Annotated in this window: 22 protein-coding genes; 15 read left to right on the top strand and 7 right to left on the bottom strand. The window is 69.4% G+C overall.

What is annotated here, in order from left to right; all coding sequences use genetic code 11:
* The first annotated feature begins 44 nt into the window (after window positions 1–44).
* On the top strand, window positions 45–947 hold the full coding sequence (locus CAM01S_RS05795) for an NAD(P)-dependent oxidoreductase (protein ID WP_066517551.1): 903 nt from the start codon (window positions 45–47) through the stop codon (window positions 945–947).
* A gap of 40 nt (window positions 948–987) precedes the next feature.
* Here CAM01S_RS05795 and CAM01S_RS05800 read toward each other — a convergent pair whose 3' ends face one another.
* Entirely contained in the window at window positions 988–1,767 is a 780-nt protein-coding gene (locus tag CAM01S_RS05800) for an SDR family NAD(P)-dependent oxidoreductase (RefSeq protein ID WP_066517553.1), read from the bottom strand.
* A 78-nt stretch (window positions 1,768–1,845) separates the two neighbouring features.
* Here CAM01S_RS05800 and CAM01S_RS05805 point away from each other — a divergent pair, with 78 nt between their 5' ends.
* Complete coding sequence (locus CAM01S_RS05805; protein ID WP_066517555.1) at window positions 1,846–2,871, top strand: ketopantoate reductase family protein; 1,026 nt, start codon at window positions 1,846–1,848, stop codon at window positions 2,869–2,871.
* Window positions 2,872–2,988: 117 nt separating this feature from the next.
* Here CAM01S_RS05805 and CAM01S_RS05810 read toward each other — a convergent pair whose 3' ends face one another.
* A complete protein-coding gene (locus tag CAM01S_RS05810; protein ID WP_066517561.1) occupies window positions 2,989–3,645 on the bottom strand; it encodes a DUF1697 domain-containing protein in 657 nt (218 codons plus the stop codon).
* Between the two features lie 57 nt (window positions 3,646–3,702).
* Between CAM01S_RS05810 and CAM01S_RS05815 the strand changes: the two genes are divergently transcribed.
* From CAM01S_RS05815 to CAM01S_RS05850, 8 genes are all read left to right on the top strand, one after another.
* Window positions 3,703–4,182, top strand: a complete 480-nt coding sequence (locus tag CAM01S_RS05815; RefSeq protein WP_066517564.1) for a hypothetical protein — start codon at window positions 3,703–3,705, stop codon at window positions 4,180–4,182.
* Between the two features lie 84 nt (window positions 4,183–4,266).
* Window positions 4,267–4,875 (top strand): GTP cyclohydrolase I, encoded by a 609-nt coding sequence (gene folE, locus CAM01S_RS05820; RefSeq protein WP_066518645.1) that lies wholly within the window; start codon window positions 4,267–4,269, stop codon window positions 4,873–4,875.
* The gene (gene folP, locus CAM01S_RS05825; protein WP_066517569.1) at window positions 4,872–5,795 is read left to right on the top strand and encodes a dihydropteroate synthase; all 924 of its coding nucleotides are present in this window, start codon (window positions 4,872–4,874) and stop codon (window positions 5,793–5,795) included. Before folE ends, folP begins: the two co-directional genes overlap by 4 nt.
* The gene (locus CAM01S_RS05830; protein ID WP_245631550.1) at window positions 5,792–6,550 is read left to right on the top strand and encodes a pyrimidine reductase family protein; all 759 of its coding nucleotides are present in this window, start codon (window positions 5,792–5,794) and stop codon (window positions 6,548–6,550) included. Before folP ends, CAM01S_RS05830 begins: the two co-directional genes overlap by 4 nt.
* A gap of 193 nt (window positions 6,551–6,743) precedes the next feature.
* A complete protein-coding gene (locus CAM01S_RS05835) occupies window positions 6,744–7,307 on the top strand; it encodes a type 1 glutamine amidotransferase domain-containing protein (RefSeq protein WP_066518652.1) in 564 nt (187 codons plus the stop codon).
* Between the two features lie 118 nt (window positions 7,308–7,425).
* Window positions 7,426–8,265 carry a sulfurtransferase gene (locus CAM01S_RS05840; RefSeq protein ID WP_066517577.1) on the top strand — a complete coding sequence of 280 codons (840 nt, stop codon included), beginning with the start codon at window positions 7,426–7,428 and terminating at the stop codon, window positions 8,263–8,265.
* 107 nt (window positions 8,266–8,372) lie between these two features.
* A complete protein-coding gene (locus CAM01S_RS05845) occupies window positions 8,373–9,863 on the top strand; it encodes an AlkA N-terminal domain-containing protein (protein WP_245631551.1) in 1,491 nt (496 codons plus the stop codon).
* A complete protein-coding gene (locus CAM01S_RS05850; RefSeq protein WP_066517583.1) occupies window positions 9,860–10,402 on the top strand; it encodes a methylated-DNA--[protein]-cysteine S-methyltransferase in 543 nt (180 codons plus the stop codon). The genes CAM01S_RS05845 and CAM01S_RS05850 overlap by 4 nt, the downstream gene beginning before the upstream one ends.
* Here the strand turns inward: CAM01S_RS05850 and CAM01S_RS05855 are convergent.
* Entirely contained in the window at window positions 10,385–11,611 is a 1,227-nt protein-coding gene (locus CAM01S_RS05855; protein ID WP_066517587.1) for a cobalamin-independent methionine synthase II family protein, read from the bottom strand. The two genes, CAM01S_RS05850 and CAM01S_RS05855, sit on opposite strands and share 18 nt — an antisense overlap.
* A 337-nt stretch (window positions 11,612–11,948) precedes the next feature.
* Here CAM01S_RS05855 and CAM01S_RS05860 point away from each other — a divergent pair, with 337 nt between their 5' ends.
* Entirely contained in the window at window positions 11,949–12,752 is an 804-nt protein-coding gene (locus tag CAM01S_RS05860) for an alpha/beta fold hydrolase (protein ID WP_066517591.1), read from the top strand.
* Between the two features lie 42 nt (window positions 12,753–12,794).
* Window positions 12,795–13,676, top strand: coding sequence for a Cof-type HAD-IIB family hydrolase (locus CAM01S_RS05865; RefSeq protein WP_066517601.1), 882 nt, complete (start codon window positions 12,795–12,797; stop codon window positions 13,674–13,676).
* A gap of 126 nt (window positions 13,677–13,802) precedes the next feature.
* Here the strand turns inward: CAM01S_RS05865 and CAM01S_RS05870 are convergent, their stop codons facing one another.
* From CAM01S_RS05870 to CAM01S_RS05885, 4 genes are all read right to left on the bottom strand, one after another.
* On the bottom strand, window positions 13,803–14,468 hold the full coding sequence (locus CAM01S_RS05870) for an SDR family oxidoreductase (RefSeq protein WP_066518656.1): 666 nt from the start codon (window positions 14,466–14,468) through the stop codon (window positions 13,803–13,805).
* A gap of 175 nt (window positions 14,469–14,643) precedes the next feature.
* Complete coding sequence (locus tag CAM01S_RS05875; RefSeq protein ID WP_066517602.1) at window positions 14,644–15,423, bottom strand: Fpg/Nei family DNA glycosylase; 780 nt, start codon at window positions 15,421–15,423, stop codon at window positions 14,644–14,646.
* Window positions 15,416–20,023: an ATP-dependent helicase gene (locus tag CAM01S_RS05880; RefSeq protein WP_066517604.1), complete on the bottom strand. Its 4,608-nt coding sequence runs from the start codon at window positions 20,021–20,023 to the stop codon at window positions 15,416–15,418. Before CAM01S_RS05880 ends, CAM01S_RS05875 begins: the two co-directional genes overlap by 8 nt.
* 57 nt (window positions 20,024–20,080) lie before the next feature.
* Window positions 20,081–22,048 (bottom strand): chloride channel protein, encoded by a 1,968-nt coding sequence (locus CAM01S_RS05885; RefSeq protein ID WP_066517606.1) that lies wholly within the window; start codon window positions 22,046–22,048, stop codon window positions 20,081–20,083.
* 98 nt (window positions 22,049–22,146) lie between these two features.
* Here CAM01S_RS05885 and CAM01S_RS05890 point away from each other — a divergent pair, with 98 nt between their 5' ends.
* The 3 genes from CAM01S_RS05890 (at window position 22,147) to CAM01S_RS05900 (ending at window position 25,429) form a co-directional block, all read left to right on the top strand.
* A complete protein-coding gene (locus tag CAM01S_RS05890) occupies window positions 22,147–22,641 on the top strand; it encodes a MarR family winged helix-turn-helix transcriptional regulator (RefSeq protein ID WP_169795845.1) in 495 nt (164 codons plus the stop codon).
* Window positions 22,642–22,770: 129 nt separating this feature from the next.
* Window positions 22,771–24,747 (top strand): bacteriocin-associated integral membrane family protein, encoded by a 1,977-nt coding sequence (locus CAM01S_RS05895; protein WP_066517611.1) that lies wholly within the window; start codon window positions 22,771–22,773, stop codon window positions 24,745–24,747.
* Window positions 24,748–24,763: 16 nt separating this feature from the next.
* Window positions 24,764–25,429 (top strand): ATP-binding cassette domain-containing protein, encoded by a 666-nt coding sequence (locus CAM01S_RS05900; protein ID WP_066517613.1) that lies wholly within the window; start codon window positions 24,764–24,766, stop codon window positions 25,427–25,429.
* Window positions 25,430–25,454 lie beyond the last annotated feature (25 nt).

A 25,454-nucleotide genomic window follows, 5' to 3' on the forward strand; every position in this document is an offset into this window, starting at 1 on the left:
GACGGCGCTCGGGCCGCACTCATTCCATCCGAAAGGGAACCGCAATGAGCACACCATCCGTCGCCTGGTTGGGCGCCGGCCGCATGGGAACCACGATGGTGGAGCGGCTGCTCGACCAGGGGTTCGAGGTCGGCGTGTGGAACCGAACGCCAGACAAGGTCCGCGCCCTCGTCGAGCGAGGCGCCACGCAACTGGCCGAACCGGCCGACGCCCGGAACTTCGACGTCGCGTGGTCGATGATCCTCGACGACAGAGCGCTCGAAGCCCTGCACGGCCCGGCGGACGGACTGCTCTCGCAGGGGCCCGGCTCCCTGCTCGTCTGGGTCGACGGCTCCACCGTGTCGACGGAGGCTGCCTCGCGCGCCGCGGCCGCGGCCTCCGACGCGGGCATCTCGTACGTGTCGGCCCCCGTCAGCGGCAACCCTGGGGTTGTCGCCGCAGGCCGTGCGATCTTCGCGGTGTCGGGGCCCGATGCGGGCGTCGAGGCTGCCCGACCCGTCCTGGAGGCCCTTGGTCGCGCGACATACGTCGTCGGCGAGCAGGTGCAGGCGAACGTTGTGAAGCTCGCGACGAATGCGCTGCTGGCGATCGTGATGCAGGCGCTCGCCGAGGTCGCCGTGCTCGGCGAGAAGGCCGGCGTCTCCCGCGCTGACCTGCTCGCCTTCATCAATGACAGCGCTGTCGGCTCACCGTTCTCGTCCTACAAGACGAAGAGCCTTGTCGAGCTCGACTTCACGCCGACCTTCACGACCGAGGGGCAGCGCAAGGACGCGCGGCTCGCGCTCGACCTTGCGGCGGCACTCGAGTCACCGATGCCGCTGCTCTCCACCGCCGAGGTCGCCTTCTCGCGCACGATCGCGAGTGGGCTCGGTGCCGGGAAGGATCTCGCGGCAGTCCTGCTGACTGTCGCGCGCGACGCCGGAATCACCCTCGAACCCGAAATGTGACGGGTGAGCGCTCGCGTCGGGGCGAGCGCTCATCCGGCACTCAGACGAGGATCATCCCGCCCTCGATCGGGATGATCTGGCCGGTGATGTAGTCCGAGTCACTCGCAGCGAGGAACACTGCGGTCGGCACGATGTCCTCCGGCTGGGCGGCGCGTCCGAGGAGGATGTCCGACGTCATGGAGTCGAATCCGGCGTCTGCAGCGCCCATCGCGGCGAGGTCTGCATCGAGCTGCGTCCAGAGCGGGGTCGCAACGACGCCCGGCGCGAACCCGTTCACGGTGATCCCGTGTGGTGCGAGGTCCCGCGCTGCGGCTTGGGTCAGCGAGATGACCGCGGCCTTCGACGCGCTGTAGGGAGCGAAGCTCGGAAACCCGGTGCGTCCGGCAATGGAGGCGGTGTTGATGACTTTGCCCCCGCCTCGCTGTGCGATGAACTGACGAGCCGCCTCCTGGATGCCGACGAGCACGCCAACCGCGTTCACCCGCATGATTCGTTCGAAGTTCTCCTCCGTGATGTCGAGGAACGGCATCGGCGCATTCATGCCGGCGTTGTTGAACCAGACGTCGACGCGGCCGAAGCGGTCGACGGTTCTTGCCACAGCCTCCCGGACGGTTCGGCGGTCGGTGACATCGACGCGCACTGCGAGGGAGGCTCCTCCTGCTTCCGCGATCGAGGCGGCCACCGCATCTGCCGCTGCGTCATTCAGGTCCGCGAGAACGACGTTCGCCCCCTCCGCGGCGAGCCCTCGAGCGATCGCCGCCCCGATACCCGACCCGGCTCCGGTGACGACGATGGTCTTGCCTGCGACGCGTCCGCTCATGTTCGCTCCCTCGCGAGATCAATGGGTTCAGTATCACAGAACGCCCGTGTAGTCTCAACGAACGACAAGGAGGTCAGGGTGAGCAAGCGAATCGCGATTCTCGGCAGTGGCGCACAGGGATCCGGCGTCGGAGCGGACATGATCCGGGCGGGCCTGGATGTGACATTCGTGGAGCAGTGGCCGGAGCACGTCGAGGCGATGCGGCGCAACGGCATCGAGGTGCGTCTGCCCCACGAGACCGTGGTCACTCCTGTGCGCGCCATCAACCTCTGCGACGTCGCCGCGCTCAAGGAGCGCTTCGATCTGGTGTTCCTCGTCACCAAGGCCTATGACACGCGATGGTCGTGCGAGCTCATTGCGTCCGTTCTGGCCGACGACGGACTGGTGGTGGGCCTCCAGAACGGCATGACGATGGACGACATCGCGTCCGTGGTCGGTCCGGAGCGCACGATCGGCGCGGTCATCGAGATGGCATCGAACATGTTCGAGCCAGGCATCGTCAACCGGGAGAACTCGCCCGAAACGGCGTGGTTCGCCGTCGGCGGCTACGACGAGCGCACCCGTGATCGGGCGCACGAGGTCTGGGAGGCGCTCCACCACGCCGGAACGGTGGAGATCTCGGATGACATCCGTTCGTCGAAGTGGATGAAACTCGTCGCGAATGCCGGAGAGCTTGTCCCGTCGGCGATCCTCGACCTCCCACTCGCCGACGCCGCCGCGGTTCCGGGCGTCCGGGACTTCATGGACCGGTGCTGCCGGGAGGCTGCTGCCGCGACCGTCGCGTCCGGCAGCCGGCTGCGCCCCGTGTTCGGCCTCACCGACGCCGACGTCACCGACGCGGAGACGTACGCGCCCGCCCTCCTCGACATCGTGCTCGCGCGGTTCTCGTCGCCGACCACGCGCACCACGGTGCTGCAGGACTGGATGAAGGGGCGGCGTGCCGAGGTGCAGGAGATCAACGGGTTCGTCGTGCGAACGCTCGCTGCAGCTGGTCAGGACGCGCCCGCGAACGCCCGCACGGTCGAGATCGCACTTCGGATCGAAGCGGGCGAGCTCCAAGCGCGCCCCGAGAACGCGTCGCTGCTGCTTGACGCTCTCGTGTAGCTGAGGCAGCGCGCCCGGGCCGTCGGTGCCGTCGGTGCCGTCGGTGCCGTCGCGGCAGCCGATGTCGGCCGCCGCTCGGCCAGGTGAACGGCCGCCGGTCGTCGTCGCCGGTTCCGGTCAGACGAACTTGCGGACCGTGTTCAGATTCCTGGTCGTGGTCGTCGCCCGGAACCGAACGCTCGCCGCGCGCTTCGCGAACGGCGTGTCGGTGCTGCGCCCCTTCGGGCAGCGCCAGTAGAGACATCCGTCGCCGTGCGCGATCTGCTCGCCCTGATTGTCAGCGATGCTTCCTGCAGTGCGAGTCGCCGCGGAGCCGCTCCTCGGCCCGCTGTCCCCGGTCGCGTCGGCAGCGAGCGCCGCGAGTGCTTCGCGATCACTGCCGAAGACCACGTAGGCGTGATGGTCGTCGTCCTCGGGGAACGGGTACCCCGCGATGATTCGCGAGATGTGCTCTGCCGACACGAGCACGATGTGCGCGTCGTACCCGAAGCGCTCCGCGAGACCGGACTCGATCCGTTCGGCAAGGGATTGCGCGCTCGGAACGGGCCCGGTGCCACTGCCGCGTTCGTCAGCACTGCCGCCAGCGTCGCCGTCGCCGTTCCCGGTCCCCCCGGCGTTCCCGGTCACCTCGGCGTCGAACAGCACATTCCCGGAGGCGAGCACTGTCTTCGCGTCAGGGAACCCCATGCTCGCGAACGCAGCGCGCAGGTCCACGCTCTTCACCGTGACGCCGTTCACGTTCACTCCACGCAGCAGCGCAACCCAGCCCGTCATGGCGCAACGGTAGCGGCCGGCCCGGACTCGCGGCTCCTGCTCGTGTAGACGGGAGCCATGACGACCACGAACGGGGCCGACGGCGGCCCAGACGCAGCGCACCGCATTCCCGACGGCGTCGACCCGGCGACGATCGAGGCGCTCGGCAAACTGTCCGAGGGGCTCGAGGTCATCGAGCATGCCCGCGGCTACCTCTACGGATTCCATCGGTTCTCCGGCATGGCCGACCTCGCCATCGGGGAGGCTGTGGATCTGTTCCGCAAGGCCGGTCACGACGACATCGCGGAGCGTATCCAGCGCGACATCGTCGGGCGGAACGTGATCAACGGCCGCTGGACATTCCAGATCGTCGAGGACTACGACGACAACTACTGGTCGGCGGTCCGGGACGCAGAGCGCGCGGCGCGAGAGGAACTCGTCGGCGGACGCCGCCACCTCTTCGAGGCGCAGATGAAGGAGGACCGGCGCACGCACGGCCTCGCGCACCATGAAGCGACACCTGCGGACGTGGGCGAGACGACACCGGACGAGCACTGAGGTGTCCCCCGCATTCCTCTGCTCCTGAACAAATACCGCCTATATGTCGGTTGCGGCGTGCAGGATGGTCAGGTGACCTCCGAGATGGACCGTGACCGGATCGAACGGGCGGTGCGCGAACTCCTCATCGGGATCGGCGACGACCCGTCGCGCGCAGGGCTCGTCGACACGCCTCGTCGTGTTGCCGACGCCTACGCCGAGTTCTTCTCCGGCATCGGCGTCGATGCCTCCGTCCTCGTCCATGACGGCGCCGTGCCGGCCGAATCGGGTGAGATCGGCGACCTCGTGATCGTGCGCGACATCGCCTTCCGCTCCGTGTGCGAGCACCACCTGCTGCCGTTCCTCGGCACCGCGCAGATCGCGTACGCGCCCGGGGAGCGGATCATCGGGCTGGGCACGCTCGCCCGCGTCGTCGATGCAATCGCTTCGCGCCCGCAGCTGCAGGAGCGGCTCGGTGAGAGCATTGCGGATGCTGTGCAGCAGGGGCTCGCCGCACGCGGGGTTCTCGTCGTCCTGGATGCCGTGCACGGCTGCGTCACCACGCGCGGCGCCCGCCAGACCGGCAGCAGCACGGTCACGCTCGCAGCACGCGGCTCCCTGGCCGAACCACGCGCCCGAGCGGAGGCTGTGGCCCTGATCGGGGCTCGTCCGAGCGGCGCGCCAGGGACCACCGCCGCCGGGGATGCCGCATGAGCGCCGAGCCGGCCGCACCGTCCAGGCTGGCCGAGGGCTGGGTCATTCCACACCTCATCGCGCCGGAGCGGCGAATCGGCCGCAGGACCATCGATTTCGACCGTCGGATCGCCGTCATGTCGATCGTGAACCGGACCCCCGACTCGTTCTACGACAAGGGCGCCACGTTTGCGCTCGACCGAGCGGTCGAGGCTGCGGTGCACGCGGCCTCGGAGGGGGCCGACATCGTCGACATCGGCGGCGTGAAATTCGCGCCAGGGCCCGAGCTGCCGGCCGATGACGAGATCGAGCGGGTCGTCCCGGTGGTGTCAGCGCTTGCCGCGGAATCCGACGTCATGATCTCCGTCGACACGTTTCGTCCCGAGGTCGCCGCCGCCGCGATCGCGGCCGGAGCCGGCATCATCAACGACACCACGGGCCTCCGCGACCCGCGCATGGCGGCCGTTGTCGCTGACAGCGACGCCCAGATCGTCATCACGCACAGCCTCGCCGAACCGCGGACCGAGTATCCGCGCCCCCAGTACCAGGACGTCACCGCCGAGGTCGTCGCGTTCCTTCGCGAGCGGATCGACCGCGCGCACGCCGCGGGGATCCCGGACGACCGGATCATCACCGACCCCGGTCACGACCTCAACAAGACAACGGTGCACACGCTCGAACTGACGCGCCACCTGGCCGCGGTCTGTTCGCTCGGATACCCCACGCTCGCCGCGGTCTCCAACAAGGACTTCATCGGGGAGTCCCTCGGCCGACCCCGCCCGGAGCGGTTGGCCGGCACACTTGCCGCCGCCACGGTCAGTGCCATGCTCGGCGCGCGCATCGTGCGCATGCATGAGACCCGCGAGTCCGTCGACGCGATGCGCATGGTCGAAGCGATCGCCGGATGGCGGCAGCCCGTCGAAGCGATCCACAACACATGATCGAGCAGATTGCGCCTCGCTCCGCGCCGGAGCTCACCGACGACGACATCCTCGAGCTCTACGCCGGCGCGCCGATTCCGCCAAGCGGTCCGCCGCCCGTCCCGTCCAACGGCCGAATCCGCGTCAACTTCGTGACGTCGCTCGACGGCTCGGCAACGGTCGACGGGCGTTCCGGATCGCTCGGCGGACCGGCGGACCTCCGCGTGTTCGACCTCTTGCGTCGTCTTGCCGACGTAGTGCTCGTGGGGGCTGGCACGGTCCGTACCGAGGGCTACGGGCCGATGCGTCTCCACGACGCGGACGTTGTCTGGAGGCGCAACCACGGCCTCCCGGATCATCCGGTGTTCGCCATCGTGTCCGGCGCGCTCGCGCTCGATCCGACGTCACCGATCTTCACGGAGGCGCCGGTCCGGCCACTCATCCTGACCGTGGCGAATGCGCCCGACGGCCCCCGCGCGGCGCTCGATGCCGTCGCCGATGTCATCGACTGCGGCGACACCACCATCGACCCGGCACAGGTCCGCGCCGCCGTCGTACAGCGCGGTCTGCCGCGGATCCACTGCGAGGGCGGCCCGAGCCTCCTCGGAGCCCTCATCGCCGCAGACGCCGTCGACGAACTGTGCCTGAGCCTCAGCCCGACACTCGAGGGCGGCGCCGGACCCCGCATCGCCGCCGGCCGTTCCGCCCCGCGAACCCTCCGACTCGCGCATGTGCTGCGCGCCGACGACCTCCTCCTGACGCGACACGTGCGCTGACCGGAGGAGCGCGCGGCTGAACCGCGTGCGCTCCTCAGCGCGGCTGAACTGCGTGCGCTCCCAGGCGCGGGTGAACTGCACGCGCTCCCAGGCGCAGCGGCCAACACTGGGATCCCGAAGCGGCGGCCCTGTGAAGCCGCGCACATCGAGCGGTGCGACTGAAGGCACCGCGACGTCACACGAGGGAGCAACCATGGCTGGACAGATCGACGGAGCGAACATCCTCGTCATCGTGACGAACTACGGCGTCGAACAAGACGAGTTGGTCGTGCCGGTGGACGAACTGCGCAAGCGCGGCGCAACCGTGACCATCGCCGCGAAGGCCAGCGAGCCCGTGCAAACGCTCGTCGGGGACAAAGACCCGGGCAAGCAGGTCGACCCGGACATCGCGCTCGACGAGGCCGCGGCGGATGATTTCGACGCGCTCGTGATCCCCGGCGGGACGATCAACGCGGACACGATTCGGCGTGACCCGGCCGCCCTCGCCCTGGTGACCGCGTTCGCCGATGCGGGCAAGCCGGTCGCCGCGATCTGCCACGGGCCGTGGACCCTCGTCGAAGCGCAGCTGCTCCCCGGGCGGACGATCACGTCGTTCCCGTCGCTGCAGACCGATATTCGTAACGCCGGCGCGGAATGGGTCGACCAGGAGGTCCAGGTCGATTCGAGCGGATCGTTCACCCTGATCACCTCCCGCAACCCCGATGACCTTCCTGCGTTCGTCGACGCGATCGAGCAGGTCGTCGTACCCGCGGCCTGAACGCAGCCGCGTTCGCTCACGAGAGCGTGTCGTCCCATACGCTCATTCCTAGGGCGCTCTCGTGGGCTCCCGCCCGGCTGCCTCGTGGCGCTGGGCACTCGGGCGAGGAAGAGAGCGAATGATGGGCGTGCCTCCCGTGGTCGACGCAGAGTGGTACCGCGAGCATGCAGCCGAGGTGATCCTCGCCGACGTCCGCTGGTACAGCGACGGCCGCGATGGGCATCAGGCGTATGCAGCAGCGCACATCCCCGGAGCTGTGTGGATCAGCATCGACGACGACCTCGCAGCCCCCGCCACCGAGGCCGATGGACGCCATCCGCTTCCGACGCCGGAGCACTTCGCCGAGGCACTCGGACGTCGCGGCCTCGCCGACGACGTGACGGTGGTCGCCTATGACGACGCGTCCGGATCGATCGCCGCACGGCTCGTGTGGCTGCTCCGCGTGCTCGGTCAGCCTGCGGCGGTCTTGAACGGGGGTCTCGGCACGTGGTCAGGGGAGCTCGAGAGCGGTGTCGTCGAGCGTGCGCCCGTGGTCCGACGCGTTCGTCCCTGGCCGCAGGATCGGTTCATCACCGCCGACGCCGTCGATGGAGGTGCCGAGACGGATGTGCTGATCGACGCTCGCGCACACGACCGGTACACGGGCGAGGTCGAGTCCCCGCTCGATCCCCGGGCTGGGCACATCCCCGGAGCCGCCAATGTCCCGTGGGCGGCGAACCTGGACGACGATGGGTTCTTCGCGCCGTCCGCCGAACTCGCCGAACTGTATGGGTCGCGCGGGGTCGACCGGTCGTCGCGGGTAGTGGCGTACTGCGGCAGCGGCGTGACCGCGTGCACCGACCTGATCGCACTGGAGCGAGCCGGGTTCACGAACACGCGGCTCTACCCGGGGTCGTGGTCCCAGTGGGCGGCAGACGCGCGTCGACCGATCGAGACCGGCGCGACGTCCGACGGCTGACAGTTCGGACGGCGACCGCCTGGTGCTGATCCTCTGGCCGCTGAGCTGCCGCTGCCATGTCCGATTTCCGCTCGTGATCGGATCTCCGGTCCAGCACACTTGATCGCGTGACCCCCATCGATCAAGCGCAGCACGACGAGCGGTACCGCATCGTCGCGTCGCGGGATCGTCGCTGGGACGGACAGTTCGTCACTGCCGTGCACTCCACCCGCATCTACTGCCGTCCGAGCTGCCCGGCGCGCACGCCGCGCCCCTCCGGCGTCACGTTTTATGCGACTGCCGCCGCGGCGCACCTCGCGGGATATCGGGCGTGCAAGCGATGCCTCCCGGAGGCGACGCCGGGAAGCCCTGACTGGAACCACCGGGACGACATCGCGGCGCGGGCGATGCGCCTCATCCTCGACGGCGCGGTCGAGCGGGACGGCGTCGACGGCCTCGCTCGGGCGCTCGGGTACTCGCCGCGCCAGCTGAACCGGGTGCTCACCGAGACCCTCGGCGCCGGTCCGAAGGCGCTCAGCCGCGCCCATCGGGCACAGACGGCGAGAAGCCTGCTCGTGTCGTCCTCCTTGTCGGTCACGGACGTGGCCTTCGCGTCCGGGTTCGGCAGCGTCCGCCAGTTCACCGACACGATGCGCGACGTGTTCGCGGCGACGCCGACTGCGATCCGCGCCAGAGCGGAAGTTCGTCGCGGCCCGGGCGGCGGGCTGCGCGTGCACCTGCCCGCCCGCGCACCGTTCGACGCCGGGGGAGTGTTCGCCTGGCTTGCGGCGCGGGCGATCCGGGGAGTGGAGCGCGCCTCCGGCGAACGGTATGAGCGCGTCCTGACGTTGCCGGGCGGTCCCGGCTGGTTCGCCGCGACCGCTGCCGCGCCGCCCGCGGTAGGCATCGATCTGGAGGCGCGTCTCACCACCCTCGCGGACCTCCCGTCACTGGTCGCCCGCGTTCGGGCGCTGTTCGACCTCGACGCGGACCCGATCGCGGTGGACGCCGGCCTCGGTGGGATCCCCGAACTCGCCGAACGCGTGCGCGCGACGCCGGGCATCCGGCTTCCGGGCACGGTCGACCCGCATGAGATCGTCCTGCGCGCGCTGGTCGGTCAGCAGGTATCGGTCGCCGCGGCCCGCACCGCGCTCGGTCGACTCGTCGACGAACTCGGCCGACCCGCTCCCGACGACATCGCGGAGGGGTTCCGACTGGTTCCGGATGCTGCGACGATCGCTGCGGGGGGCGCCGATAATCTCCGAGGTCCGCGCGCCCGGGCGGCGACGATCGTGCGCGTCGCCGACGCGTTCGCGACGGGCTCCCTGCGGGTGGACCCTGCGACGCCGTTGTCCTCAGCACGTGCGGCGCTGCTCGCCATCCCGGGAATCGGACCGTGGACCGCCGACTACATCCTCATGCGCGTTCGGCAGCATCCCGACGTGTTCCTCCCCACAGACCTCGGCGTGCAGCGCGGTGCACAGGCGCTCGGGATCCCGCATGCGCCTCGCGCGCTCTCCGTATGGTCGGAGCGCGCCGCCCCATGGCGCAGCTATCTGACGATGCACCTCTGGCGCGCAGCGCCGAGCCGACCACCGAGAGCGAGACCAACCGAATGACGCACAGCAGCATGGCGATCCTCGACACGCCGGACGGTCCGTTCGCGATCCTCGAAGACGCGGACGGTCGCGTCCTCGCATCGGGCTGGACGGATCAACCGGACCGGATCCTCGCCCGGCTCGCCGAGCGCGATCGCCCATCGTCGATCCGTACTGGGCCCTCCGCCGCCGCGGAGGCGGTCGGCGCCTACTACGCCGGCGACCCGCTGCCGGCGCTCTCCGTGCCCGTCCACCAGGTCGGCACGGAGCTGTTCCTCGCCGGCTGGCGGGCGCTTCGTGCGATCCCGGCGGGTGTCGTGCTGACGTATACGGAGCTCGCGGCGGCGATGGGCCGTCCGGCCGCGATCCGCGCCGCTGCCAGCGTCTGCGCGCGGAACGCTCCCGCCCTCTTCGTGCCCTGTCACCGCGTCGTTCGCACCGACGGCACGCTCGGGGGGTTCGCCTGGGGGCTCGACGTCAAGCGCGCGCTCCTCGAACACGAGGCGCTCGAGGTCGCGCCCGTCGCCGCGCGCGACCTTCCGTCAGAACAGCTTCGCTGAGGCTCGGCGCGCACCTTCGCCGAGTGATTCGAGCTTCGCCACGGCAATGTGCGGGTGAATCCTGCCGCCGAGGCCGCAGTCCGTGCCCGCGATCACGCGCTCCCGCCCGACGACCGACGCGAACCGTTCGATCCGCTGTGCGACCAGGTCGGGGTGCTCGACGACGTTCGTGGCGTGCCCGACGACACCGGGGATGATCACCTTGCCGTCGGGCAGGGTGACGTCCTCCCACACCGTCCACTCGTGCTCGTGTCGAGCGTTCGCTGCCTCGAACGAGTACGCGGACGCGTCGATGTCGAGCATGAGGTCGACGATGTGTCGGAGTTCGATGTCCGTGGTGTGCGGCCCGTGCCACGAGCCCCAGCACAGGTGGAATCGAACACGGCTGGTGTCGAGGCCCTGGAGCGCGTGGTTCAGCGCTTCGACCCGAATCCGCGTGAAGGCTCGGTAGTCCTCGACGCTCGGCTCGGGATTGATCTGATCCCAGTTCTCAGCGATCGACGGGTCATCGATCTGCAGGTACAGCCCGGCATCGAGGATGATCTTGTACTCCTCGCGGAGCGCGTCCGCCCACGCCCAGATGTGCTCTTCCTCCGTCGCGTAGAACTCGTTCGCGACCCGCGCCGCTGACCCGGGGGAGAGCGCCGTGATGAATCCGTTGGCAGTGCCCGCGGCGTCGATCGCGTGCCGGAGGTTCGCCGCATCGGTCCGAGCAGCCTCGTGTCCCGTGTAGCGGATCGGCCCGGTCGTCGTGGGGAACGCCGTCGCGTTCTTGCCGGTCCCGATGCCGCTCGTCGGGTCCTGGTACGCATCCTGGAAGATCGTCCAGTCGCGGCGATCGGGGAACGACGTCAGCTGAATGTGCCCGGGCGTCGAACGGACCGGCTGCTGGGTGAAGATGTTCTCGTCGGTCAGCGACAACCCGCTCACCCGCTGGAAGGAATAGCCCCACCAGGCCCCGTAGTCCACCGCGTTCGACATGGCCTTGCCGAACTCGCCGTCACCCGGCTGTGTGATCCCAAGCTTGTGCTGCCGAGCGACGATGTCGTCGACGGCGGCGCTCGTCAACGAGCGGACTTCGTCGTTGGTCTGCAGGGTGAAGCCGTCGTCTGCGACCGGGCGAGCGGCGTTGGCTGCGATCAGCTCGGGTGTCCGCGGAAGGGACCCTGCGGTGGTCGCCTGGATGTGGTCAGTGTTCTCGAACGTCATGGCTGCATCAGCATGGCATTCCCGCAGCGTGGGTGCGAGCCGCTTCGTCGAACAGCGCAACACAGAGTCTTGGATCGACGGCCAATCCGCTCGGGCCGGGGCTCCGAATCCCTGACAATCGCGTGAGGCGGTGCAGAAGTCCCTTCGGGTGGGACCGCTGACATCACCCGCAGCGACAATGCAGTCCAGACGGTCCGGCGGCGACGCTTCGGGTGCGGCGCCCCGGACCGACTGCTCCACCCCTTGTACGGGGTGATGACGCCGAGCCGCCGTCGTGGCACACTCAGGTCACTCCCGATTCCGAGATCGAATCGCGGGCTGTTCCTCCGAGGACCCCATGACCAGCGCGCCACCCGACCGCACCGTCGTTTCCGCCGACGGCACGCGCATTGTCATGAGCGTCGTTGGGTCCGGGCCGCCGCTCGTACTGGTTCCCGGTGCGTTCCAGCATCGCCGTTTCGGCGGGCTCGCCGAGATCGCCACTGCGCTCGCCGACTCCTTCACTGTCGGGTACTTCGACCGACGCGGTCGCGGAGAGAGCGGCGACACGCCCCCGTACGCGCCCGAATCCGAACTCGACGACCTCAGAGCGGTCATCACTGAACTCGGCGGATCCGCCGTGGCCGTAGGGCTGTGCGCCGGTGGCGCGCTCGTGCTCACGGCGCTGGCGGCGGGCCTGCCGATCACCCGCTCGGTGATCTGGGAGCCGCCGTACCGCGTCGCGGGCGAGCCGGAGGCCACTGAGCCGTACGAGGAGCGGTTGCGAGCACTCCTCGACCGCGGGCGCCGCGCGACCGCGACCAGGTACTACCTCACCCGGGTTCTGGGGATGACCTGGCGTCGCGCGCTGTCGCTTCGGTCGCGAGCCCCCGTGTGGCGCGGCTTGCTCGACAGCGCGACCGCGCTGGATCGGGAGGCGGCGACGCTGAACGACCTGCGCCTCCCGGCCGCAACGCTCGCGCAGATCCGCACACCGACACTCGTGATCGTCGGAAGCGATAGCCCCGACTGGATGAAGCACGCGGTACAGGCCGTCGTCGAACATGTTCCCGGCGCAGCGCACACGGTGCTCCAGAACCAGACGCACGACGTCGAGCCGGACGTCATCGCGCCCGTCGCCGCAGCATTCCTCAGCGAGTGACGATCGCGCGCCCCAACGAGGCAGCACTGCGATGATGGTCTGATGACCGTTCACGCTGCCGCTCCAAAGCTCGGCCTCCTGCTCGACGTCGACGGGCCGATCGCGAGTCCGGTGTCGCGGACGATCGCGAATCCGTCGATCGTCGCGGATCTGCTGGAACTGGCCGCGCAGGGCGTGCCGATCGTGTTCAACACCGGTCGCAGCGACGCGTTCATCCGGGAACAGGTCGCTGCGCCGCTCATCGCCGGCGGTCTCGGCGTGAACGCCCGGGTTCACGCCGTCTGCGAGAAGGGAGCCGTGTGGTGCTCGATCGGCCCGCAGTTCGCCGACGGCGTCGGCCCGGTCGAGGTCGACGCTGCGCTGGCACTCCCGCGCGAATTCGGCGACGCCATGCAGGGCCTGGTCGCAGACCGGTTCTCGGACCTGATGTTCTTCGACACCTCGAAGCGAGCCATGGTCTCGCTCGAGCAGCGCGTCGACGTCGACAACGCCGACTATCTGGCGCGACAGCCCGAGTTCGACGCGCTCGCCGTCGAGGCGCTGTCGGCTCGTGACCTCGGCGTCCGCTATCGCGACCATGATCGCCCCAACAGTGCCGGGATCGTCGCGTGGCGTGTCGATCCGACGATCATCTCGACGGATATCGAGTCGATCCGTTCCGGCAAGGATCTCGGTGCTGACCGTGCGCTGGCGCTCCTGGCCGAGGAGGGGCCGCTCCCGCGCGCATGGCGCACCATGGGTGACTCGCGGAGCGACTACGCCATGGCCGACTGGCTGCACGAGCGCGGATTCGAGGTCGCGCACGTGGATGTCCGCCCGAGCGACGGTATCCCGAAGAAGCCGTACGCGGTCCTCACCAGCCCCGATGGAGTCATCCACGACGACGCCGGCGCCGAGTGGCTCGGCACCTTCGTCGCTGCCTGAACCTGCACGGCGCGACATCGAACCCTCCGCGGCTGCCGCTGCTCGCGAGGTCCCAGCGGCTCCCGCGGTCCTCACGCCGGCCCGTGCAGGCCGCCGCTGTCGCGACCGCGTCGCCGGAGGTGCGCGTCAGCGCCGGTGCAGGGGCCGAACGCTGAGCATCTCGACGGTGCCGTGCGGCGGCAGATCGACCACGGTGCGCACGGTCGCAGCGACGTCGTCGGGCGTGAGCGTGTAGCGCGTGTCGTAGGGCACGCCGAGCTTCGCGACGAGAGCGCGCTGCATGTCGGTGTCGACCTGGCCGGGGTGCACGCTCGACACCCGGACCTCGTTGTCGCGTTCTTCGGCGCGGAGCGCGTCGGTGAACGCTGTGAGCGCGAACTTCGACGCCGCGTAGACCGCGCCGCCCGCTGAGGCGGTCAGCCCGGCGCCGCTGTTGATCGTGACGACGAGCCCGCGTGCTGCGCGGAGCGCTGGGAGAGCGAGCCGTGTCAGCTCCGCGACGGCGAAGACGTTCGTCGCGAACACGCGCTCCCACACCGCGCGCTCGGTGGCGGCGACGGGTCCGCCGTCTTCGATGCCGGCCGCATGCACGAGGACGTCGAGGCGGTCCGGGAGGCGCGGCACCGGCCCGGCGGTCAGGTCGCCGACCCACGCTTCCGCGCTCTCGATCCCGGCGACGACGGCATCGACGGCTGCACGGTCGCGTCCGCCGACGAGCACGTGATGCGTCCGGCCGAGATCGAGCGCGATCGCTCGTCCGATGCCGCGGGACGCGCCCGTGACGAGCGCAATCGGCCGAGGTGCTCCGCTGGCGGGAGTGCGGTGCGGTTCCGTGTGCGGGGTGGCGGAATCAGTCTGCGCGGCGGCGGGGCCAGTCTGCGGGGCGGCAGGGCCGGTCTGCGCCTCGGCGGACTCGGGGGCGGCGGGGGTCGTGGAGCTCACCGATCCACCCTACGGATTGCGTGGATCAGTGCTGGCAGCGTGGGCACCAGTAGGTGTCGCGGAGCGTCAGCGCCGAGTCGCCGAGCTCGCCGTATTGGATTCGGGTGCCGCAGCGGAGGCACGGCCGGCCGGCGCGCCCGTAGACCCAGAGGCGCTGTCCGGGCCGGTCGATTCCGGTGGTGACGCGGCTGGAGCGGTTGCGGTTGGCGACGATGAGACGTCGGCCGAGCTCGATCATGCGTGCCGGATCGCCGATGGTGCCGGCGGGCCGTGTGGGCAGCACGCCGCGCAGGAAGCAGAGCTCGTTGCGGTAGACGTTGCCGATGCCGGCGAGGTTCCGCTGGTCGAGGAGCGCGAGTCCGATCGGACGGTCGGCGTCTGCGGTGATGTTGGCGAGCGCTTGGTCGGGGTCCCAGTCTGGGCCGAGGAGATCCGGTCCGAGGTATCCGACCACGTCCGCTTCCATGTCGCGGGGGATCACTTCGAGGATTCCGAGGGCGAAGCCGACGGTGGAGACCGCTGCGGTGTCGAGGATGGCGCGCGCTTCGTGCGCGGGTCGCTTCCACCGGCCTCCCGGCGGGTAGATGTCCCAGCGACCCTCCATCTTCAGGTGCGAGTGCACGGTGACGTCGCCGATGTGGTGGAGGAGGTGCTTGCCCCGGGCGACCACGTCGTCGACGCGTCGGCCGGTGAGATCGACCGTCGCGAACTGCGGAACCCGGAAGTCGGTGCGAGTGAGCACTGCGCCGGCGAGTGCGTCATGCAACCGCGCCGCGGCACGGTGCACGGTGTCGCCCTCAGGCACGGAGCCGGAGTCCGGCCGGCGTCGCGGTGAATCCCTCGTCGCGGAGCATCGCCGCGAGCGGGTGTTCGAGCACGAATCGCCCGTCGACGCGTTCGACGGTGAGTCGGTTGAGTCGATCGCGGACCGTCCTCGCGATCGATGCCGCTGCCGCCGCAAGCACCGCGGGATCGTCGGAGAAGGTGAGCAGCGTTTTGCCGCCACGTTCGACGTAGACCGCGAGCTCGCCCTCGACGATGGTGACGAGCGCACCAGCTTTCCGTCCGGGCCGATGGCCGCGGGTCGCTGGCGCGCCGTCGTCGATCTGATCTCCGGCATCGGGCCACGGCAGAACGGCACCGTATGCGTTCGCGGGATCGGTGGCCGCGAGCGTCAGCGCGGAGCGTTCGTGATCGATGTCTGCAGGAGGGTCATCGTCGCGATGGGAGGCGCGGAGCCGATCCACGGTCGGTCCGGTTGCGAACTGGGCCGCGCCGAGTCCTTCGATGAAGTAGCCGCGTCGAGCGCGTCCGGTCTCTTCGAACTTCGAGAGGACTCGGTAGACACCGGAGAAGCCGCCGCGGATGTTCTCGGCTTGGACGGCACCGCGGGTGACGACCCCGTACCGCTCGAGGAGCTGCTCGGCCGTTGCGGCGGCGCGCAGCGTCTGGTCGGGCTCCGCGAGCGGGAGGAGCGACCAGCGGCCGCCGACCGTCGGCGGCCCGGACTGCGTCGGCATCGTCGGCCGTCTGCGGCCGCGGTACGCGCGGGGCCGCGGCGTGCTCTGGCGCGCCTTGCCGCCGATCATCACGCGGAGGGGCGCGAAGGTGTCGTTGGTGATCTGTCCCGCCCACACGAGATCCCACAGCGCCGTGGTGAGCGCGGCGTCGTCGGTCGATCCGACCACTTGGGCGAGTTGGCGGAAGAAGTAGGCGCCACCTCCGGCGAGGGCGCCGAGGACGTCGCGTTGCAGCGCGGTGGTCTCGTCGCCGGACGGCTCTGCGAGTGTCGTCGTCGCCGTATCGGCGAGGTGGAGTCGGATCCAGCCGTCGTTGCCGGGGAGCGTGCCACCGCCGGACCAGAGGACTTCCCCGGTCGCCGTCAGCTCGTCGAGCATCGCCGGTGTGTAGTCGCGAACGCGCGCCGGAAGCACGAGCGATTCCCATGCGCTCGCGGGCAGCGCCACGCCGGCGAGCTGATCGATGACCTGGAGCACGCCGTCGACGCCGCGCAGTCCGCTCCTGCTTCCAGGAGAGAACACGTGCTGCCAGTCGGGAAGGAATCGGGCAAGCGTCCGTGCTGGGACCGGTTCGACCTCCTGTCGGAGTGCGGCCAGCGACTTCGTTCGGATCCGCCGGAGCACTTCGGCATCGCACCACTCTGCGCCCTGGCGGTCGGGACGGAACTCGCCCTCCACGATGCGCCGATCGGCGACGAGCCTCCGGAGGGTGTCGTGAACGACGGCGACGCCGAGTCCGAGTCTCGACGCGGTGTCCGCGGCGCTGAACGGCCCGTGGCTTCGTGCGTACCGCCCGACGAGGTCTCCGAGTGGGTCGGCGACCGGCTCGATGAACGCTGTCGGGACGCCGATCGGGAGCGCCACGCCGAGCGCGTCACGGAGGCGCGCGGCGTCTTCGATGACGGCCCACCGCCTGCTCGGATCACCGCCGTAGCCCAGGAGGCGGTGGTCGTGTTCCAGCGCCTCGAGCGTCGTGCGCATGGTCGCGACCGCTCCCTCACGGTCCACGGACTCGGCGAGCCAGCTGCGGTCGACGGCCTCCTCGGCGGTGAGCGGTCCGACGAGCCGGAGGACGTCGACGATTCCTTCGGCATCGCGCGCCCGACGTTCGGGGGTGAGTCGCTGCAGTTCGCGTTCCACCTGGTCGAGCACGCTCGGGTCGAGGAGTTCCCGGAGGTCCGCGCGGCCGAGCAGTTCCCCGAGGAGCGTCTGGTCGAGCGACAGTGCTGCGGCGCGGCGCTCTGCGAGCGGTGAGTCGCCTTCGTACATGAACGCGCCGACATACCCGAAGAGCAGCGACCGCGCGAATGGCGACGGCTGCTCGGTCGTGCTTTCAACGAGCCGGATGCGCCGTCGTGCGATCTCGTCGGCGATTCCGAGGAGCGCGGGAACGTCGTAGACGTCCTGAAGCACCTCGCGCACCGTCTCGAGGATGATCGGGAAGCTCGGATACTTCCGGGCGACATCGAGCAGCTGCGAGGCGCGTTGTCGCTGCTGCCACAGCGGCGAGCGTCGGCCCGGATCCCGTCGCGGAAGCAGGAGGGCGCGCGCAGCGCACTCCCGGAATCGCGATGCGAACAGCGCTGAGCCGCCGACTTCGTCCGTGATCAGGGTGTCGAGTTCGTCTCGTTCGAACACGAAGAGCTCCGCACCCGGCGGCTCGGCGTCCGTCTCCGGAATCCGGACGACGATGCCGTCGTCGCTTGCCATCGCGCCGCCGTCGATGCCGAGCCGTTCGCGAAGGCGGGCACCCACCGCGAGTGCCCACGGCTGATGGACCTGCATGCCATACGGGGAGTGGAGGACGAGCCTCCAGTCGCCGAGCTCGTCGCGGAACCGTTCGACGACGAGGGTCGTGTCGGTTGGCACATGGCCGGTCGCTGCGCGTTGTTCGACGAGGAACGCGAGCAGGTTTGTGACGGCCCGGGCGTCGAGCCCGGCAGCGGCGACACGGCGCTCAGCGTCGGCGGGCGCTGCCGTGTCGATCTCCCGGAGGTATGCGCCGAGCGCTCGCCCGAGTTCTGCGGGTCGGCCGATGCCGTCACCCTTCCAGAACGGGACCCGGCCCGGTTGTCCGAAGGCGGGGCTGACGAGCACGCGGTCGTGGGTGATGTCCTCGATCCGCCAGCTGGTCGCACCAAGCGCGAAGACATCGCCGACGCGCGATTCGTAGACCATCTCCTCGTCGAGTTCACCGACGCGCGACGCCTTCTCGCCGACCATGAACACACCGAACAGGCCGCGATCGGGGATGGTTCCGCCGCTCGTCACGGCGAGCCGCTGCGCACCGGGTCGACCGGTGAGCGTGCCGTGCACGCGGTCCCACACGAGCCGCGGCCGCAGTTCAGCGAACTCGTCGCTCGGATAGAGACCCGTGACGAGATCGAGCGTGGCGTCGAACGCGGATCGCGGGAGCGCCGCGAACGGCGCGCTACGCCGGACGACGTCGTACCAGTGATCGACGTCGACGGTGTCGACCGCGCCCGCGGCGACCGTGTGCTGCGCCAGCACGTCGAGCGGATTCGACGGAACGGCGATCGCTTCGATCTGTCCGGACACCATGCGCTCGACCGTCACCGCGCAGTGCACGAGGTCGGCGCGGTGCTTGGGGAACACGACGCCCTCGGAGATCTCGCCGACCTGATGGCCGGCGCGGCCCACGCGCTGGAGGCCGCTCGCAACCGACGGCGGAGCCTCGACCTGGATCACGAGGTCGACCGCGCCCATGTCGATGCCGAGTTCGAGCGAGCTCGTGGCGACCACGCAGCGGAGACGGCCGGACTTCAGGTCGTCTTCGATGATCGCGCGCTGGTCTTTGGACACCGAGCCGTGGTGCGCACGGGCGAGCACGGGGATCCCCGAGCCGTCGGCCTCCGGTTCGCTCCGGCTGCCCGCCGTCTGTCCGGAGGCGCCGATCACCTGTGCCGCGACGCCGACGAGCGCCGGCGCCTCCTGCAGAAGCGTTCGTTCCTCGTGGATCTCGTTGAGTCGCGCGGTCAGGCGTTCGGCGAGGCGGCGCGAGTTCGCGAAGACGATGGTGGAGCGGTGCGTCTCGATGAGGTCGACGACCTGCTCTTCGACGTGCGGCCAGATCGACCCGTTCGTCGGCGTCGCCGAGGCATCGTCGCCGACGGCAGGCGCTCCGAGCTCGGCCATGTCGTCGACGGGGACGACGACGCGCAGGTCGAAGGTTTTCGTGCTCGGCGGCGCGACGATCTCGACCGGAGCGCGGCCGCCGAGGAATCGGGCGATCTCTTCATGCGGCCGCACGGTCGCCGAGAGCCCGATGCGCTGCACCGGCCGGTCGAGGAGGTCGTCGAGGCGTTCGAGCGACAGCGCTAAATGGGCACCGCGCTTCGTGGCGGCGACCGCGTGGATCTCGTCGATGATGACCGTGTCGACGTTGCGGAGGGTCTCTCGCGCCGACGACGTCAGCATCAGGTACAAGGATTCAGGCGTCGTGATGAGGATGTCCGGCGGTGTGCGGACGAGTCGCTGACGATCGGTGGAGGGGGTGTCTCCGCTGCGAACGCCGACCGTGACATCCGGCGGCTCGATGCCAAGCCGTCGCGCCATCTGCGTGACCCCGACGAGCGGGCTGCGGAGGTTCCGCTCGACGTCCACGCCGAGCGCTTTGAGCGGCGACACGTAGAGCACGCGAGTCCGCGACGGAGCGGGGGGTTGGCTCGGTGTGGCGATCAGCCGGTCGATTGCGGACAGGAATGCCGCGAGGGTCTTCCCGGAGCCGGTGGGCGCGATCACCAGCGCGTGCTGCCCCGAGCCGATCGCCCCCCACGCGCCCACCTGCGCGGCGGTCGGCGCGGAGAACGCCCCGCGGAACCAGTCGGCGGTGGCACGCGAGAATCGGCTGAGGGCGTCGGTCATTGCCGACCATCCTGCTCCGCCCCGCTGACATCCGGGCGGGACCGCTGCCGCCTCCGATCAGGACCCGGCGACCTGCATCGGGATGGTCGAGGTGTTCGCCTTCGCCGCGGTGACCAGCAGCGCGACGACGTCGCCGGCCTGCACAGAGGTGCTCGGCTCGATGGCGCGGACGTGCCCGTTGCGCGTGATCGACACGGCGACGGAGCCTTCAGGCCATGCCGTCGCCTCGGCCGGACGGCCGACGGCCGGCGAATCCGCCGGAATCGCGAGCTCGACCAGTCGGAACCCCGGCAGGGGTGCCGAGCTCAGCTCGGGCGCGACCGCGGGTCGTGTCTCCGCCCGCAGCGAGGCGCGCACGGCGCGGAGGACGCTCGACGCCGTCACCCAGCCCGTGATCCGGGTGCCTTCCGACGAGAGGACCGGCATGCCCTCGCGCCCGTACGCGTCGAGCTGACGGAGCGCCTCGGTGACCGGCTCGCCTTCGAAGACCACCTGCGGATCGCGATCGCCGATCACCGAGCCGAGCTGATCGAAGCGTTCGAGGCCCAGGTCGTCGTCCGCGGCCATGCCGGGGATCCGCCGCGGGATCGCCAGCGGCTCCTTCAACGCGTTCATCGTCGTCCCAGCGGTGAGCTGCGTGAACGCGCGCCAGGGAGCGATCCGGTCGAGGTCCTGTCCGCGGCGCAGAAGCTTGGTGGTGTAGACGGTTCCGTAGCTGATCCCGCGGGAGACCGCGGTGCTGATGCCGACGGTGAGCATCACCGGCAGCGTCAGCGTGAAGTCCCCGGTCATCTCGACGACGCTCGCGAGCGCGGTGAGTGGTGCTCGCGTCGCAGAGCTGAAGACGCCGGCCATCCCCATCGCCGCGTACAGGGCTGGGTTCCCCGCGCCCGGGCCGAAGATGTGGTCTGCGGCGACGCCGAACGCGGTGCCGGACATGAGTCCGACGAACAGGGACGGCGCGAATACGCCACCCGAGCCTCCCACCCCGAGCGTGACGCTCGTCGCCAGCACCTTGCCGACTGCGAGGACGAGGAGGAACCACAGGGAGTAGTTCCCGGCCAGTGCCCGGAACATCACCGGGTAGCCGACGCCGTACATCTGGGGGAGCGCGAGGATGATGAGGCCGACCAGGACCCCGCCGACCGCCGGCCGAGCCCACTCCGGCCGACCCTGCCACAGTCGATCGAACAGGTCCTCGATCAGGTACAGGAACTTCGAGAAGCCCTGCCCGATGAGCGCCGCGATGACGGCGAGCAGTGCGACGAGCACGTAATTGCCGGGGTGCTGCAAGGCAGTGTGCAGGGGGAACTGGCTGAGGAACGCCTGCGAGCCGAGGAAGGGGATCGCGACCGCGTCCGCCACCATCGCGGACACCATCACTGCGAAGAGCGCCTCCACGGACAGCTCGCGGAGGATGATCTCCGCGGCGAAGAACACCCCGGTGATCGGCGCATTGAACGTCGCGGCGATGCCACCGCCCGCACCGCAGGCAACCAGGATCCGGAGGCGGTTCTCCGGCACGCGAATCGCCTGTCCGAAACTCGACGCGAGCGCAGACCCGATCTGGACGATGGGACCCTCACGACCCACAGACCCGCCGGAGCCGATGGTGAGCGCGGAAGCGAGCGCCTTGACTGCCGCGACCTGTGGACGGATTCGCCCACCGTTTTCCGCGACAGCGATCATGACCTCGGGGACGCCGTGGCCGCGCGCCTCGCGGGCGAAGCGGTAGACGAGCGGCCCGTAGAGGATGCCGCCGACGATGGGGGCGAGGACGAGGAACGCCAGTCCGAGCCACGGCACATGACTGCTGCCCACCCAGCCGTCCTGCCCGAACTCAGCCTTGCCGGTGAACAGCCAGGTGATCCCGGAAACGAGATATCGGAAGACGACGGCCCCGAGTCCTCCGCCGACGCCGACGACGACGGCGAGTGCGAGCAAGCCGATCCGGGACTGCCGCGCAAATCGCCCCACCGAATCGGAGGCGCGCGCGAAGGCGGCGGAAGTGGGCGTGCTCGACATTGATCTCCTCTCGCATCGCGCAGGAGGGCGCGATCGGGTAAACATGTATGGAGACAATTATTGCCTATCAGCAACAAAAACGCGAGGGAGGGTCGCTCGTGGCAGAAGTCCGATCGTCCGTGACGGGGGATGCGGCGGTTGATATCGCCGCTGTAAGTGCAGTATTCGCGGCGTCGCGCGCGCTCCTCGGGGTGGTGGCCCAGTCGATGGGCGACGCGCTCGAGCTCGTGACCTTGCCGCAGTTCCGGGCGATCACGATCCTCAGCGTGAGCGAGCCGATGCCTGCTCGCGATCTCGCCGAGCGGCTTGGAGTGGCCGCCTCGACGATGTCGCGCTCCGTCGAGCGCATGGTTGTCCAGGGATGGGTCGAGCGCGCCTCCAATCCGAACGACCGGCGTGAGACCGTGTTGACGGCGACGCTGAAGGGGCGGCGGCTCATCGCCGACGTCGCCGGGCGTCGGCGGGCATTGCTCGAGGCGATCGTCGCGCGAGTCCCTGAAACGGAGCGGCCCGCGCTTCTCGCGTCATTCCAGACCTTCGTGGAGGCTGCGGGCGAGCCGTCCGCGACGGATCTGCAGCTGCTCGGACTGTAACGTCTGCCACCCGTCGACTCGGGCGGCCGTTCGGCATGCAGAATTGCACATTTCAGAGTTTTGGTGCAGGGTGGAGCTTGCTTCACTCGGGGTCCGCCGGATCTGCCACACGCCGGAGGACGCGCGACCATGTTCCGTTTTCTCGTCGGGGGCGCCGTTGCCGTTGTCCTCGTGCTGTCCTTCCTTGTCACGCGGGTTCTGGACGAGCTCGCACCGGTGGGGTCGACCGACATCGTCACGGTCTGGGACCAGAGCGCCCCGCCTTCGGGCTCCTTCCAAGCATTGGTGGAACGGACTGCCGTCGCGAACGGGATGACGATCCTGAAGGAAGTGCGAACCGAATCGGGGCCTGCGGTCGTTCGTCACGAGTACGTGGCGAACCTCCGAGAGGCACGCGCCTTTCAGGTCAGCGACCACGACGTGACGGGCTTCGATCCCACGCTCATCACCCGCTTTCGTCCGATCTCGGAATTGTCGTCCAACCGGATCAACGGGACGTACCTCACCGATGCTGGCACCGCGGCCGCGAATGGATTTGCGGCGTCGCTTCGTGAGCAAGGCGTCACGGTCACGGTTCACCCACTCAGCCCGGTCTCCGTCGCCTTCTGGGTGGCGAGCGAGGTTCCGGCGGTGCCGCTCGGCGCGGCGCTGCTCCTCGTCGTCCTGGCCGGTGTTGTCGCTTGGCAAGCATCGCGGCGGAACAGCGCTGCGATCAGTGCTTCCTTCGGCCGGAATCTGCGGAGATCGAGTTACCGGGACGCTGCCGGTCTTGCCGCGGTGCTGACGGCCGGAGGGTTGGTGGGAATGGCCGCGAGCGCGGCGGCGCTCCTCGCATTCAACGGCGCTGCCCGCTCCGCATTGTTCCTCACGGTCAGCGCAGCCGGGCTCGCGCTCGTGATCTGCTTCGCACTGGTCGTATTCCTCATAGCGGCTGCCTGCACGCGTGCGTCGCTCACCCGCGTCATCAACGGAGCCCGGCCGTGGCGGAGCGTGTTGACGGTCGCGCTTCTCGGCAACGTCATCGCGCTGGCATTTGCAGGGTCCGCCGCGACGACGGCGTGGCAATCGATCACGCTTGCCGCATCCGATTCGTCGGAGCGCGGCATGTGGCGATCCTCACTCGACCACGTACGTCTCAACTTCTTCTCCTCCAACGCCGAGCTCGATGCCGCCGAACCGGAGCTCGCGGCGCTCTTCACACGCCTCGATGCAGCCGGCGCCGTCGTGCTCGCCGATCACGTCGTCAACCCGGACCTGACAAGCCACGAACCGAACACCGGAAACGTGCTGCTCGTGAACAGCCAGTACCTCAACGAGCAGGTGATCCAGGAGCCATCCGGCACACGGATCACACCCGCGGCCCTCGATCCAAACGCGCTGACGTTGCTCGTCCCCGAAGGAGTCCGGGTCAGCGAACGTGACAAGCATGCCTGGGAAGCATTCCTGCGCTTCCAGCGGGGCAACGCCACGAACCCAGAAGTCATCCCCGCCACCATCAGAGTGACAACGCTTCTGACGACAACACCCCGTGTCTTCACGTACGCCACGGACGATCTCTGGTCGACGAGCTCCGCGGCGGACACTGTCGTCGCGGTGCTCCCGTCAGCGACGCCGTCCATGTCAGCAAACATGATCACGTCGAATATGACGACCGGCGAAGTGGTCTTCACCGACCCCGAGCTGCTCCGAGCCGACCTCGCCGCACATCACCTGACCCTCGCGGAGATTGAGCCGCTCCGGAACTCGGTCTCGTATCGATCCGTCGTCATCGAGCGCGCACTCTGGCAGTCGCTCGCGGCCGTGGGAGTCCTCGTTCTCGTTCTTGGAGTCTCCGCCGCCGTGACAGCACACACGCTGACGATGATCTGGAGTCGACGCACGATGATCGTCAGGACCCACGGACGTTCGATGGTCCGCGCTGTGGGATCGTCGCTCGCACTGCCACTCGCGGTCCTCGCCAGTGCCGGGTCGGTTCTGGTCGCGACCACGGCCGAATCGTCCATTCCAATAGTGATCGGTTCGGTGGTGGTCGATGCGCTCGTGGTGATCGTCGCCACCGCGATCCACGGCATTCGGTTGGCCCGACCCCGCCTTCGTCGCCCCTGACTCGATGGAAGAAGTAATGCACCTGCACCCACCTGTCCTTCATGCGAGCGGAATCGCAAAAGCGTACGGGTCGCGTCGCCTCTGGCACGGCATCGACGTCACCGTCCCGCGAGGGGGATCGCTCGCCATCACCGGACCGAGCGGCAGCGGGAAATCGACACTGGTCCGATGCCTCGGGCTCCTCGAGCACGTCGACATGGGCCGCATCGAGATCCTCGGCGAGACAGTCACGCATGTCACGTCTCGGCGTCGGATGCAGCTGTACCGGTCGACGATCGGACACCTCTTCCAAAACGGCGCCCTCGAGGACACCTGGACCGTGCGGCAAAACCTCGACGTCGCGTTCATCGGATCGACCCTGCGCGGGCGCGCCCGAGTCCCTGTTCGGCAGGACGCGCTTGCCCAGGTCGGGATCACGGCGCCCGACTCCGCGACGGCGCACACGTTGAGCGGGGGCGAACGGCAGCGCCTCGCGATCGCGCGACTCCTCATCCGGCGGCCACCGGTGGTGCTCGCCGACGAGCCCACCGCAGCACTCGACGCCGCCACCGGGTCGGACATCCTGCAGCGGCTGTCCGACCTTCGCGACGGTGGCAGCGCGATCGTCGTGGCGACGCATGACCCCGCCGTCGTGGACTGGGCCGACGAATGTCTCGACCTCGGCTCACCCGTGAGCAGGTGACCAGGTGAGCAGGTGCGCAGGTGAG

This window comes from Curtobacterium ammoniigenes NBRC 101786, assembly GCF_001571045.1.
Classification (GTDB): Bacteria; Actinomycetota; Actinomycetes; order Actinomycetales; family Microbacteriaceae; genus Curtobacterium; species Curtobacterium ammoniigenes.